The 12,721-nt window shown below is 54.7% G+C and carries 11 protein-coding genes; 2 read left to right on the plus strand and 9 right to left on the minus strand.

From position 1 onward, the window contains the following. Positions 1-4: 4 nt before the first annotated feature. The 4 genes from QQL54_RS12685 to QQL54_RS12700 form a co-directional block, all read right to left on the minus strand. Positions 5-1,393: a sensor histidine kinase gene (locus QQL54_RS12685; protein ID WP_284391318.1), complete on the minus strand. Its 1,389-nt coding sequence runs from the start codon at positions 1,391-1,393 to the stop codon at positions 5-7. A gap of 85 nt (positions 1,394-1,478) precedes the next feature. Further along, entirely contained in the window at positions 1,479-2,819 is a 1,341-nt protein-coding gene (locus QQL54_RS12690) for a sensor histidine kinase (RefSeq protein WP_284391320.1), read from the minus strand. A 116-nt stretch (positions 2,820-2,935) separates the two neighbouring features. After that, the gene (locus QQL54_RS12695) at positions 2,936-4,330 is read right to left on the minus strand and encodes a sensor histidine kinase (RefSeq protein ID WP_284391321.1); all 1,395 of its coding nucleotides are present in this window, start codon (positions 4,328-4,330) and stop codon (positions 2,936-2,938) included. Positions 4,331-4,364: 34 nt separating this feature from the next. After that, positions 4,365-5,159 (minus strand): 1-acyl-sn-glycerol-3-phosphate acyltransferase, encoded by a 795-nt coding sequence (locus tag QQL54_RS12700; protein ID WP_284391323.1) that lies wholly within the window; start codon positions 5,157-5,159, stop codon positions 4,365-4,367. Between the two features lie 46 nt (positions 5,160-5,205). On the opposite strand from QQL54_RS12700, the gene QQL54_RS12705 reads away from it, so the two are divergent. Beyond that, positions 5,206-5,682, plus strand: coding sequence for an arsenate reductase ArsC (locus QQL54_RS12705; protein ID WP_284391325.1), 477 nt, complete (start codon positions 5,206-5,208; stop codon positions 5,680-5,682). Positions 5,683-5,745: 63 nt separating this feature from the next. Here QQL54_RS12705 and QQL54_RS12710 read toward each other — a convergent pair whose 3' ends face one another. Then, positions 5,746-6,975 carry a mechanosensitive ion channel gene (locus QQL54_RS12710; RefSeq protein WP_284391327.1) on the minus strand — a complete coding sequence of 410 codons (1,230 nt, stop codon included), beginning with the start codon at positions 6,973-6,975 and terminating at the stop codon, positions 5,746-5,748. A gap of 311 nt (positions 6,976-7,286) precedes the next feature. Here QQL54_RS12710 and zapE point away from each other — a divergent pair, with 311 nt between their 5' ends. Next, positions 7,287-8,444 carry a cell division protein ZapE gene (zapE, locus tag QQL54_RS12715; protein ID WP_284391329.1) on the plus strand — a complete coding sequence of 386 codons (1,158 nt, stop codon included), beginning with the start codon at positions 7,287-7,289 and terminating at the stop codon, positions 8,442-8,444. 7 nt (positions 8,445-8,451) lie between these two features. Here the strand turns inward: zapE and QQL54_RS12720 are convergent, their stop codons facing one another. The 4 genes from QQL54_RS12720 to cysD form a co-directional block, all read right to left on the minus strand. Next, entirely contained in the window at positions 8,452-8,607 is a 156-nt protein-coding gene (locus QQL54_RS12720) for a hypothetical protein (protein ID WP_284391333.1), read from the minus strand. A 78-nt stretch (positions 8,608-8,685) separates the two neighbouring features. After that, positions 8,686-9,657: a hypothetical protein gene (locus tag QQL54_RS12725; protein ID WP_284391335.1), complete on the minus strand. Its 972-nt coding sequence runs from the start codon at positions 9,655-9,657 to the stop codon at positions 8,686-8,688. Further along, positions 9,657-11,594: a sulfate adenylyltransferase subunit CysN gene (gene cysN, locus QQL54_RS12730; protein WP_284391337.1), complete on the minus strand. Its 1,938-nt coding sequence runs from the start codon at positions 11,592-11,594 to the stop codon at positions 9,657-9,659. The genes QQL54_RS12725 and cysN overlap by 1 nt, the downstream gene beginning before the upstream one ends. Continuing rightward, on the minus strand, positions 11,594-12,697 hold the full coding sequence (cysD, locus tag QQL54_RS12735; protein WP_284391339.1) for a sulfate adenylyltransferase subunit CysD: 1,104 nt from the start codon (positions 12,695-12,697) through the stop codon (positions 11,594-11,596). Before cysD ends, cysN begins: the two co-directional genes overlap by 1 nt. Between the last annotated feature and the right edge of the window lie 24 nt (positions 12,698-12,721).

Below are 12,721 nucleotides of genomic sequence, written 5' to 3' on the forward strand. Positions count from 1 at the left end.
CTCACTAGGCGGCGTGACGTGGTTCGCCAATCTCTGCGCTGACTGTGGTGTCGTCGATCATCGGCAAAGCTAAGGTGAAGTAGAACACGGTCCCTTTGCCAGGTGTGCTGTGGAGTTCTAGCGTCCCACCCATCATCTCCGTCAATTCGCGACAAATGGATAGGCCGAGTCCGGTTCCCTTGGCTGTTGTTGTCTTGGCGGATGCCGTCTGTTTGAACCGTTCGAAGACTGTGCCTTTTTCGTCGTCCGAAATACCAACACCCGAGTCCTGAACATAGAATTGAACTCCGGCGAGACCGTCACGAATGCCGACCAAGCGCGCGCCAATACGAACGCCACCCAATTGTGTGAACTTCAGTGCATTCCCCACAAGATTATTAAGAACTTGGCGAAGGTGAGGGGCATCACCGATCAGCTGTTCCGGAATGCCCGGCCCGATATCTATGCCGATCCAAAGGTTTTTCTCTGAGGCTTTGACACCGAAAAGATCGCTGACATCTTGCAGTAATTCCCGCGGAGTAAAAGGCTCCGCAATGGTTCGCACTGTGCCATCTTCAAGTCGCGCCATGTCCAAGACTTCGTCGATGATCTCCATCAGACTATTCGCGCTCACTGTGATGAGGTGCGCGTAACGACCCTGTGTTTCAGGGAGATCAGACTGTGCCAGCATGTCTGATAATCCGAGAATGCCGTGTAACGGAGTTCGGATTTCATGACTCATTGTCGCCAGAAACTCGCCGCGCGCCCGCTCTGCCGTTTGAGCACGGGAGACGGCACTTTCTAATTGCGAGAGATTGCGAAATACTATGTCAGCTGTGATCGCGCAGATCGGCCCCGCCATCAGGACTGCAACGCAGGCTTGAACCGTCCGCTGCCAAGCCAGAATGGCATCGACACCAGTCGGACCAGATGCGGCTGTGATTTTGTACATGATGCCGATCAGAACCAGGCTCGATAGAATGTAGAGCGTTGAGATCAGGCGAGTTCCGACAAAGGCGATGAAAGCCGCCGACGCGCAGAGGACCGGTAAAAGAGCAGTGTTGATGCCATATGGAGGCACGCCGGGTATCGTCTCAATCGACGCGGCAACGCCGATCGATGAGAGGGCTAGGACAGAGTAGGCCAGCCCGAAAAATACTGGGGACTTCGTAAACCGGACTGCGACAGTCAGACAGGTGAAGACGATGCAGGAAAAAACGGAAATATTATGCTGGGGTGTCCAGCCGCCATAGACGACGGCCATCGAAATCATGTTGAGAAGTTGTACAGTCAGGAAGATGAGACCCATTCCATAGACCATGCGCGCTCGGGCGCGGGTTGCGGCGTCCAACGTCTTGTCGATCTTGAGAAAGCTCTCAAAGCTTTCGCCGAAATGTCTGAGCCCCTTCAGCATCGGGTCCCCATAGGCTGCAAATCTTTCCGTAAGCTAAAGCTTGCGACAAAATGATCCGAAATTATGCGGCTGATTCTACGGTCGTTTAAGCTGCGAAAGTGGTTGCTTGACGTCCAGCGTCCGGAAGGACGAGCGTGAAATAGAAGGCTGTTCCAACCCCCACATTGCTGTCCATTTCAAGGGTCCCGCCCATGGCCGTTACCAAATCGTTGCAAATGGCAAGGCCAAGGCCGGTGCCGTCGGCCTTAGTCGTTAGACCGGACGCGCTCTGGCCAAAACGTTCGAATACACGGGCTTTGGCATCGTCCTCAATGCCTACCCCAGTGTCCTGAACAAAGAATTGAACAACATGATCAGGCCTATGAGCATCGACCAAGCGGGCCCCGATACGAACGCCGCCTTGATGCGTAAATTTGACTGCATTCCCGACGAGATTGTTGAGGACTTGCCGCAAGTGTGGGGCATCACCGAGTAAACTGACCGGCAGAGCGTCAAGACCATAAGTCCCGACCCACAAGCCTTTTTGAGATGCGTTGGCCGTAAACAAGTTGCAGACTTGTTGAATTAAATCACGTGGGTCAAATGGCTGGCTGTTGATCTGAATCGCATTGCCGTTCTCATCACCCAGATGTTCCGAGCGGGCTCTGCCCAATGACTCATTGACAATAGTGAGCAGGTTTGATGCGCTAATGCCGATAATATCGAGATAGCTCCGCGTCGTTTCGTCATGCTGACGTTTATCCAGCAAGTCAGAAACAGAGATGATGCCATTAAGGGGTGTGCGAACTTCGTGGCTCATAGTTGCGAGCAGTTGTTTGCGAGCATTTTCGGCCCTGTTGGCGCGCTCAACAGCACATTCAAGATTTTGGAGGGTCGAATAGATCATCTGGCTGACCGGAACCATAATGCCGAGCGTGAGGAGGATGGCGGAGCTGCGTATCACGACGCTCATCCGGTTCTGTTCGAGAATTGCGGGGGCAAAGCCCAAGGCGACAGTCGCCAGATAGAAACCGATCAGTGTTGCGATGCATAGGCCAGCATAGAAAATGGCGGCTCGGCGTGTTCCCAGCAAGCAGACGATGACAAGGATGGCGACCATATAGGGCGAATAAGCCAAGCCAATACCTGTCGTTTCAGTTGCTGCGGAATAATCGATATAGGCGGACAGCCACCCACCCATCGTCGACATGATAGCAAACACCCACGTGAGGGCGATTGGGTCCTTAAACCGTTTGAGGAGCAGCATGAACATCACGCCAGAACAAGCGATAAAGAAAGACACCATATGCTGAGGAGCGAATAGGCCCAAAGCCCAGGTCAGGCCGATAAAGTTGATGGATGCCGCGACTGTGAAGCATAAGCTGGCAATGCAGAATAGACGGACCCGGATCTGATCTTCTGAAGGCAGATCTTCAGGTAGGTTCATCCACTCCATTAACCTGGAGAGGAGAATATTCGGTCTCGTCCACATGCGTGCGGTTTAACGGTCAAGACTTATAAGAGGCTTAACCTTGAACGCGTTTCTAAAGGAATAGGGCGGGTCTAGGCTGCGACGGGTTTTGTGCTGTCGACCGCGATAGGTATCGGTAGAGTGAAGTAGAAGGCCGTCCCAACGCCCACGGCGCTCTCCATTTCAAGCGTTCCGCCCATGGCGGACACTAAATCATTGCTAATCGCGAGGCCGAGTCCGGTTCCGTCAGCCTCGGTCGTCAGGCCTGACGCGCTCTGTCCAAATCGCTCAAACACACGGGCCTTGGCATCGTCCTCGATTCCTACGCCTGTATCTTGGACAAAGAATTGGACGGCATTGTTCTCCTCGGTAGAGCCGACCAATCGGGCCCCGATGCGAACGCCGCCTCGATGTGTGAACTTGATCGCGTTCCCGACGAGATTGTTGAGAACTTGCCTTAAATGTGGGGCATCACCGAGCAGATTATCCGGCAGAGCCTCAAGACCGTAAGTGCCGATCCACAAGCCTTTTTGAGATGCGTTGGCCGTGAACAGGTTGCAGACTTGTTGTATTAAATCACTTGGATCAAATGGCTGGTTGCTGATTTGAATGGCGTTGGTGTTCTCCTCGCCAAGATGTTCGGATCGAGCTCTACCGAGCGATTCATTGACGATGGTCAGAAGATTAGAGGCACTCATCTCAATGATGTTGAGATGGTTCTGTGTTGTTTCGCTATGATCCCCTTTTCCGAGCAGATCTGAGACGGAGATGATGCCGTTGAGGGGCGTACGGATTTCGTGGCTCATGGTGGCTAGCAATTCTTTGCGGGCCGCTTCGGCACGGGTCGCGCGGCGGAGTGCAGATTCGATGTTGGCCAATGCCGAATAGGCTAATCGGGACAGGGTGAAGGCCGTAATGCCGAGCAAAGACACGGCGACGGAGATCTGCATGGACCGCAGTTCAGTGATCACGCTGAATTCGGCGCTCATCGGTGCCACGCCGGACATTCGGTTCAACCCGATCACCAAGCCGAGGCAAAGGACGGCGTAGAGCATTGTTGTCAATCGCGTGCCGACGATAGCTGCAAGAACGATCCCGACACAAAGAATAGGCAATGTCGGTGTGTGGATGCCGCCGCCCAACATTTCTGAGGTCTTGGCCGCCACGCTGTGCCGAGCGGATATCCAGACGGCTGACAAAGGGAAAACAGTGAAAAACAGGCCATAGACCGTTGCAGATTTGGTCCAGCGCACCATTAGAAGGGCCAAGGCCATGATGACGCAAGTCGCGGCCAATATAGGCCGTTTTAACGCGAACCCGTCATAACAGACCATGAAATAGATTAAATTTGTGATGAGTAACGCCAAAAAGCCAAGGCAGCTCAGATATATGACGCGTGCGCGAAGTCGTTTTTCCGCGCTCATCTCGGGACTGATCCGAAGGAAGCGCTCGAATGCGTCTTTATGATGCGACCAGTTCCCGATCATCCGAATGGGCTAAGGGAAAGAGGTTAAGGGGGCACTACAGGCTGGTGACTATTTTACGTAACTGCGCCGTCGCTTCGTCCGCATTATCGGGTATCTCGCCGGGCGGAATGAAATTGCCAAAAGTCAGACGAAATAGACGGTGTTTCTTGTTCAGAAGCTCATGGAACAAGGTGATATCGCGTAGCTCTCCACTGACGCGATGGAAGAAGTAATATAGCATTGAGTTCCGGGCCTGAATGCGGAGTGGGATCACTGGAACATTATATTTTTTGGCCACCATAGCGGCCGAGCGTTCCCATGATTGATCAACCAGACCATGCCATGTCATCCGCGCCAGACGACCCGCTGGGAAGATGACAATGCATTTCTCTTCTTTGATGGCCTTTCGCATGGCAACCATCGTCTCGCGCGTTTTGGCGAGACTGCGTTTTTCTTTCACCCATTCCACTGGAATGATGATGTCTTCGCCTTCTGGGATCACGCGGAGCGCATCGGCATTAGCAAGGAAGACATGATCGCGGCGTCGATCACGGATCGCTTGAAATACGGCGAGCCCATCGGCGAGGCCAGTGGGGTGATTGGCGATAAGGATGCACGCGCCTTTGCGCGGGATGTTCTGAAGCCCCTCGACCGCTGTCCGTGGTGAGATATGATGTGCCACCATCCGAAATGCCTCGTGACCGCTCATGGGGCGCACGGCATTGGCGAGGAACACCGCCGCATCATACGCAAGGAGTCGATAGAGCAGGGGGCGAACAGCCCGCCAGAGCCGTGGCCGGCTGACAAGTTTAGGCGCGCGTTCGCGGATCAGCTGTTCGACGATATGCACGCCGCGCGTCTTGACCGGGGTCGGCCCGGTTGGCAAGCGCCGGACTATGTCTGATCCTATCAATGTTCTGTTTCTTTGCACGGGGAACTCGGCCCGCAGCATCCTATCGGAAGCGCTTTTGAACGATTTGGGAAAGCGGCGCTTTCGCGCATTTAGCGCGGGGTCTCAGCCTTCAGGCGTTCCGCATCCTGATGGTTTGGCAGAACTGCGCCGACGCCGACATTCGACAGAAGGTTATCGCTCGAAAAGTTGGGATGCTTTCTCAGGGGACGATGCGCCCGCCTTCGATATTGTCATCACCGTCTGCGATAGTGCGGCGGCGGAAACATGCCCGGTCTTTCACGGCCCTGGTCTTCGCGTTCATTGGTCGGCGCCAGATCCCGCCCATATTAAGAACGACACGATCCGACGGCAGGCATTCTCGGATGTCTATGATCTTTGTCGGTCCCGCATTGAGGCTTTAATCGCGCTGCCTGAGACAGCTTTGACTGATCGGCAAGCTTTGCAGGCGATTGCGCAATAAAAAAGCCGCCTCACTTGGAGGCGGCTTTCAGATTTGAAGTCAGCTTGGGAAAACCAATTGAGACTAGAGTTTCGGCGGTGTCTTGCGACGCGGAGCCGGTTTCTTCGTTGCCGGCTTTGTTGCTGATCCGCCCATATCCTTGGGTGGGAACATTTCCTGCAGGACATCACCCGCCCAGTCACGACCTCCCAAGCCGAAGGCGAGGGCTCCAGCAACAGCGGTGCCAATGACCAGTGCGCCAAAAGCGGTTGGGATGATATCGCCAGCAGGGTCCAATGAGGACAGTCCGAGGAAGACGAAAATCAGAACCGCAACATAGCGGAAGAATTCCGCGATGCGTGGGCTGATCACGCCGGCCATGATTCGAGCGATAAAGTTCGCTAGGAATACGCCGATCATGATGAGGACGGCCGCGCGCAGCAATTGTCCACCAAAGGCGACAATGTCATTGAACGTCTCTGACAAGAACTCGATGCCGAGAATGTCGAGTGCCGCGGTCAAACCCAGAACAGCGATAATCAAGAAGGCTAGATTGCCAGCGACGGATGACGGCGAAACCCGCAGGCCTTGACCATCATCGACGGACATCAGTGTGTTGACTGAGTTGTCGAAACCAAGCGTCGGCAAGAAGCCTTTCAAGAAGTTCGAGACAAACTTACCAATGAAGATCGCGAGGCCAAGGACGACAGCAGCACTGATCAGCTCTGGAATAAAGTCCAAGAAGTCCTGCAGCAAGTTACTCAGTGGAACAGAAATCTCTTCAATATCAAGAATACCGAGTGCGCCGATCGCGACGGGGACGATGACAAGGATAAAGACGAGTGTGCCCGCACCATTGGCCAAAGACCCTGTTGAACCAGTCGCGTCATTAACACCAAAGCGCGACATCAGATTGTCGACTTGAACAGCTCGTAATGTGGTGGATGTGGCGTTTTGCGCGATCTTGGCAATAACGAAACCAATACCGAAGAGTAGCGCTGCACCAATCAAATTAGGCAGGAAGGCCGCAATGTTGCGGAACAGGTCATCGACCGGTTGCGCATATTCGCCGAGATTGAGGAAACCTAGGAAGGGCGGCACAAAGAATAATAGTGTCAGCCAGAAGCCTGCGCGACCGAGCGCGATACCGATATTGCCCCCTGTTGTCTTCGCTTTGGCGCCGAACTGAGTCTTGTTGATGACAGTTGCAACAACGGCTCTGATGATCAGAGCGATGAGTACGGCCACGATGGCGGTGATGACGGCGGCGAGCCAGCCAGGCATGGTCGCCATGAATTCGTTGATCTGGTCCATAATAAGGGTCCCCTCCTATTTCGGCAAAGTAGCACCGATACCGTCGACTCAGTGTGAGTCGATGGCCGAGTGACCTTACCTTACAGTAAGTTAAACGTGGCGTGAATGGACTCGTTCCCTCTTGAGTCGTTAATTGGTTCGAATTTGTTGACGAAGATAGGGCGAATGGCCGAAAGCCGCGCCGTGACCCGCCCGACTCGATCTGATGATGCCCCTGATTCGGTGCCGCCTATTCGCCGTCCTATCCTGTTGTATGCCTCGGCAATGGTGGCGTTTGGCCTCCTTGGCGCGGCAGTTCTGGCGCTCCTGCTTTGATCGTTCGGCCAACGTCTGTAAGCGAATGGCTGGCGGCGAAACGCTCATCGGGCGCTTTGACTGATGATGCTGTGCAAACGTTGGCAGCGGCTGCGTTGGATGCCACCTTGGACCGCCTAAGAGATTATGACCCTGAGCCGGGGTTGCTGGGCCTGTTCGGCCGTGACCCCACGCCGAAAGGGCTTTATTTGTGGGGCGGCGTTGGACGCGGCAAATCCATGCTGATGGATGTGTTCTTTCGTCTCGCGCCGACCCAACCCAAGCGCCGGGTTCATTTCCACGCCTTCATGATCGATGTGCATGACCGTATCAATGAATGGCGCAAGCTTGACCGGTCTGGTCGGCGAGCCAGTCCACATCATAAGCGAGGCGATGGGGACGATCCGATTGTCCCTGTCGCGCGGTCCATCGCGGCTGAGGCGACGCTGCTCTGTTTCGACGAATTTCACATTACGGACATTACGGACGCCATGATTTTGGCGCGCCTGTTTGAAGCCTTGTGGGCGGAAGGTGTCGTCGTGGTTGCAACATCGAACAGACCGCCGCGCGATCTCTACAAAAATGGGCTTAATCGCGCTTTGTTCGAACCCTTTATCAAAATGATGCCGCAGCACTTAGTCGTTTTCGATTTTGACGGACAAACGGACCATCGTTTGCGGCAGCTGAGCGCCGCACCAGTTTATTATGCGCCGCTCAATGCAGATACACAGGCGGCTATGGACATGGCTTGGGCTCGAATAACGGGAGAGGCTAAGATGCGGCCGACGACCCTGAGCGTACAAGGCCGTAATCTGACCTTAGCCCGGACAGGTTCCGGCGCCGCGCGTGAAACATTCGAAGCGCTGTGTGATCGCCCCTTGGGCGCGGCGGACTATCTGACCCTCGCCGCAACCTTTCATACGCTTATGCTCGATGACGTGCCGCAGATGAGCCGGGACATGCGAAACCAAGCGAAACGGTTCGTGGCGCTGATCGACGCGCTCTATGAAACGCGCACAAAGCTGATCGTTTCCGCCGCCGCAGAACCAAGCGATCTTTATCCATCGGGAGATGGCGCGTTTGAATTTGAACGAACAGCGTCTCGCATGATCGAAATGCGATCAGACGAATATCTGGCAAAGGCGCGAAAGGCAGGTTCGGATTTCACCCGCTAGACGCGGGTCAGTCCCAATAAGCGGCTTTTTGATTGGACCGACGAGCTTTGCCCCAATCCTTACCCTTCGGACGCTTTGTTTTCGGGGTCTGTAGATCGGCAACAGGCCCTTCACTCATGACGGTCTCGTCAAACATACGGTTTTTGCGGTGACGCTTTGACATGGTTATCTCCATCAAAGCTGGTGGAACCTGCGCTCTTAATACACTCAAACATATTCGAGGGCACGCAAAATTTCGTGATCAGGCGAACGCTTTGCGGAACTCATCGACAAAGCGCGGAAGATCGGCATCTGACAGATCGTCAATGCCCGAGGCTGCGGCCCGTCCACCGCCGCCAAACTCTGTCGCCAGTTTTGCAGCCGACCCGCTTTCACGACCGCGGGGCGCACGGATCGAGACGCGGTAAGTCGAGGGATTGCCGCCCAATTCTGTCAGCACTGCAAACGCCTTATGTGGTTCCTCATCGACGAGCGCATTACCGAATAAGCCGCTGACCCGGTTGGAGGCAGATAGGGCTGGCAGGCATAAGATGTCACCGGCGTCCGACACATCGATCTCACGGGCGCTTTGCGCCACATCCCAGTCACTGTGAAAGCCCGTCTTGAGCGTTGTGAAGATTGGATGCGCATCCTCTAGAAACTCGACTGGACCGGGATAGGCCAGAAGGATCTCGAACAGTGCTGCCGGGTGGATGTGCAGATCGTCCAGGCTCAACCCATAAGCATTATAGTTCACTAGCTCGCCCAATTCGCGCAGCCGACCCATCGGCACAGCGAGATTGCGGGATGTGGCGATTTTGTCTGCAAGATCTTGGAAGTTATCACCGTAGGCACCGCAAACAGCCCAGGTCGCCTTGGCTCCGTTGAGGTGACGATCCATAAGATAGGCCGTGCACGTTTCTTTGGCGTCATCTGTGATGACGGTGAGATGATCGCTTTCCGGAATAGTGCCTGTCGCGTGATGGTCGACATAGAAGACCTCAGCCCCGTCTTTCAGAACTTGTGTCAGGCCCGCTGTGTTCTTGGCCATTGAAATATCGAGCGCGACGACGCGGTCGCCTTTGCCGGCTCGTCCCGCGATGCGTGGGAAGAGGGCGATCTCTCGCTTTACGCCCGTAATGTATTCGGCATCGGGTCGGGGTTCGACCTGTCGTAATTGCAGCAACGAAAAGATGCCGTCGGCATCGCCGTTAAAGAGATCGAAATCAGCCATTAGATGCCGCCGCCGTCACGCATAACGAGCTTTGGATCGTCTAATCGGAAACGCGATCGCAAGAGATCAAGCACCTGTTCAGCGGCATCCGCTGCGGACGTTACCGTCGTGTCGATACGAAGATCCGGTCTAACGGGCGGCTGATACTCTGAATCAATACCCGTGAAATTCTTAATCTCACCGGCTCGTGCACGTTTGTAGAGGCCTTTCACATCTCGATCTTCGGCGATGGCGAGCGGTGTGTCGATGAAGATTTCAAAAAACTCATCTTCTTCCATCAGATCACGCACCATTTGCCGTTCTGCCCGATAGGGGCTGATAAAGCTGCACATGACGATCAACCCGGCATGGCTCATCAGCTTCGCGACTTCACCAATGCGCCGAATATTCTCGATCCGGTCTTCCTTAGTGAAACCCAGATCGCGGTTCAGCCCGTGCCGGACATTGTCGCCGTCCAAAGTATAGGTGTGGTGGCCGCGTTCGAACAAGGCTTTGTCGACCAGATTGGCAATGGTTGATTTGCCTGACCCCGATAGACCCGTGAACCAGAGCACGGTCGGTTGCTGACCTTTCTGGGACGCCCGGTCTGTGCGGTCGACGATCAAGTCCTGACGCACGATATTTTTAGATCGCCGCAAGGCGAAATCTATCATGCCAGCCCCAACGGTCCGGTTGGTCAGACGGTCCACAACGATGAACGCTCCGGTTTTTCGATTATCCGAATAGGCATCAAAGGGAATGGCTTTGGAGAGGGAGAGAGTCACAACGCCAATTTCGTTTAACTCTAACGTCTTGGCGGCGACTTCACTGAAATCTGTGACATTGATCCGGTGTTTCAAGGCCGTGATTGACCCCGTGACCGACGTATTCGTCGAGCGGAGAATATATTGGCGTCCGGGAAATAGCGCATTGTCATCCATCCAGATCAGATGGGCTTGAAACTGGTCAGCGATGTCGACGGGATGATCTGTGCGGCAAATCATGTCGCCGCGTGAAATGTCGATCTCGTCTTCTAAGGTCAGCGTGACGGCCTGATCCTGCCGTGCATGTTCTAAATGCTGCGTATGCAGGATGATGTCAGCGACGCGTGAGCGTTTCCCCGACGGCATAGCGATAATCTCGTCGCCTTTGGAGACCGTGCCGGACGCGATGGTGCCGGAAAAGCCCCGAAAGTCCAGATTGGGGCGGTTGACCCATTGGACAGGCAGACGGAACGGCGCTTCTAGACTCTCCCGGTCAACTTCGGTCTCCTCTAGGAAGTTGAGCAGGCTTGGTCCTTTATACCAGTCGGCTTTATCCGATCGGGTCGTGACATTGTCGCCATTGAGCGCACTCACCGGAATAGTCATGATGTCGTCAAAACTCAGACCGTCGGCAAACGCGCGGAAGTCGACATCAATGGCGTTGAAGACACTCTGATCGAAATCGACGAGGTCCATTTTGTTCACACAGACAACGACTTGAGGAATGCCGAGCAAGCTTGCGATGAAAGCGTGGCGACGAGTCTGCTCGACCACACCGTGCCGCGCATCAATCAGCAAGATCGCGACATCGGCCGTCGATCCGCCAGTCGCCATGTTGCGGGTGTATTGTACGTGACCAGGCGTATCGGCGATGATGAATTTGCGCTTATCGGTTGAGAAAAACCGGTAGGCGACATCAATGGTGATGCCTTGTTCGCGCTCTGCCGCAAGACCGTCCACCAGCAGCGCCAAATCGGGACGCTCGCCCGTTGTGCCGGAGGCTTTTGAGTCGCGCTCAATCGCCGCCATCTGGTCTTCATAGATGAGTTTGGAATCGTAAAGCAGCCGCCCGATGAGGGTCGACTTGCCGTCATCGACAGAGCCGCAAGTGAAGACGCGTAGAAAGCTCTTACGCGCTTGGGAGTCGAGATAGGCTTTAATGTCAGTCGCAATGAGGGGGTCGTGGTGAGCCATTAGAAATAGCCCTCCTCTTTCTTCTTCTCCATCGATGCGCCGGAGTCCGAGTCGATGACCCGGCCTTGACGCTCAGACGTGGTTGCGAGCAAAGTTTCTTGAATAACGCCTTCTAGCGTCTTGGCTTCAGACTCGACGGCGCCTGTGAGCGGGTAGCAGCCTAATGTTCGGAATCGGACCGAGCGCATTTCTGGCGTTTCGCCCGGCTCCATTGGCATGCGGTCATCATCAACCATGAAATAGGTGCCGTCGCGTTTCACAACAGGGCGTTCTGAGGAAAGATAGAGGCCGGGGATTTGGATGTTTTCGCGGTATATATACTGCCAGATATCAAGCTCGGTCCAATTGGAGAGCGGGAAAACCCGCATGCTTTCGCCCGATTTTACGCGCGCATTATAAATGTCCCAGAGTTCTGGACGTTGGTTTTTGGCGTCCCAACGATGATGCTCATTCCGGAATGAGAATATGCGCTCTTTAGCGCGACTCTTTTCCTCATCGCGACGCGCGCCGCCAAAGGCTGCGTCAAATTTCCCGGCATTGAGGGCCTGCTTTAACCCTTGGGTTTTGGTGATGTCAGTATGCGTTGCGGAGCCATGAGTGAACGGACCGACATCCTGCGCAATGGCGTCAGGATTAATGTGAACGATCAACTCCATTCCGGCTTCCTTGGCGCGGCTGTCGCGGAATTCGTACATTTCCTTGAACTTCCAGCGTGTGTCGACATGGAGCAACGGGAAGGGCGGCGGAGACGGGTAGAAGGCCTTAATAGCCAATTCCAGCATCACCGAACTATCCTTGCCGACGGAGTAGAGCATGACGGGATTATCGCACTGCGCGACGACCTCACGCATGATGTGAATGCTCTCCGCTTCAAGCCGGTCGAGATGCGAGAGTTCGAGGCCGAGCGGCCCAGCCGCCTCTCTCTCTAGTTCTTCGAGACGTTCGCAGGCTTTTTCCAGCGTACGTGGGGTGAGTTGTCCGCCCTCGCGCAAGCGCACGACCGTTTTGCCATCATTGAAGAGCTTGCGCGATAGGGTCGAGACAGATTGACCGCTACGTTGAGCGAAGTCCTCTAAGGAGGAAAGAAGAGATTGTGTATTCATGTGGGAAAAATCCCACGATTAAGT

The organism is Algimonas ampicilliniresistens (genome assembly GCF_030159955.1).
Taxonomy (GTDB): domain Bacteria; phylum Pseudomonadota; class Alphaproteobacteria; order Caulobacterales; family Maricaulaceae; genus Litorimonas; species Litorimonas ampicilliniresistens.

Bases quoted from the DNA above. Each gene is read 5' to 3' on its own strand.
- QQL54_RS12685 (WP_284391318.1), bottom strand. From the start codon at position 1,393: ATGCTGAAGGGGCTCAGACATTTCGGCGAAAGCTTTGAGAGCTTTCTC.
- QQL54_RS12690 (WP_284391320.1), bottom strand. From the start codon at position 2,819: ATGAACCTACCTGAAGATCTGCCTTCAGAAGATCAGATCCGGGTCCGT.
- QQL54_RS12695 (WP_284391321.1), bottom strand. From the start codon at position 4,330: ATGATCGGGAACTGGTCGCATCATAAAGACGCATTCGAGCGCTTCCTT.
- QQL54_RS12705 (WP_284391325.1), top strand. From the start codon at position 5,206: ATGTCTGATCCTATCAATGTTCTGTTTCTTTGCACGGGGAACTCGGCC.
- QQL54_RS12710 (WP_284391327.1), bottom strand. From the start codon at position 6,975: ATGGACCAGATCAACGAATTCATGGCGACCATGCCTGGCTGGCTCGCC.
- QQL54_RS12720 (WP_284391333.1), bottom strand. From the start codon at position 8,607: ATGTCAAAGCGTCACCGCAAAAACCGTATGTTTGACGAGACCGTCATG.
- QQL54_RS12725 (WP_284391335.1), bottom strand. From the start codon at position 9,657: ATGGCTGATTTCGATCTCTTTAACGGCGATGCCGACGGCATCTTTTCG.
- cysN (WP_284391337.1), bottom strand. From the start codon at position 11,594: ATGGCTCACCACGACCCCCTCATTGCGACTGACATTAAAGCCTATCTC.
- cysD (WP_284391339.1), bottom strand. From the start codon at position 12,697: ATGAATACACAATCTCTTCTTTCCTCCTTAGAGGACTTCGCTCAACGT.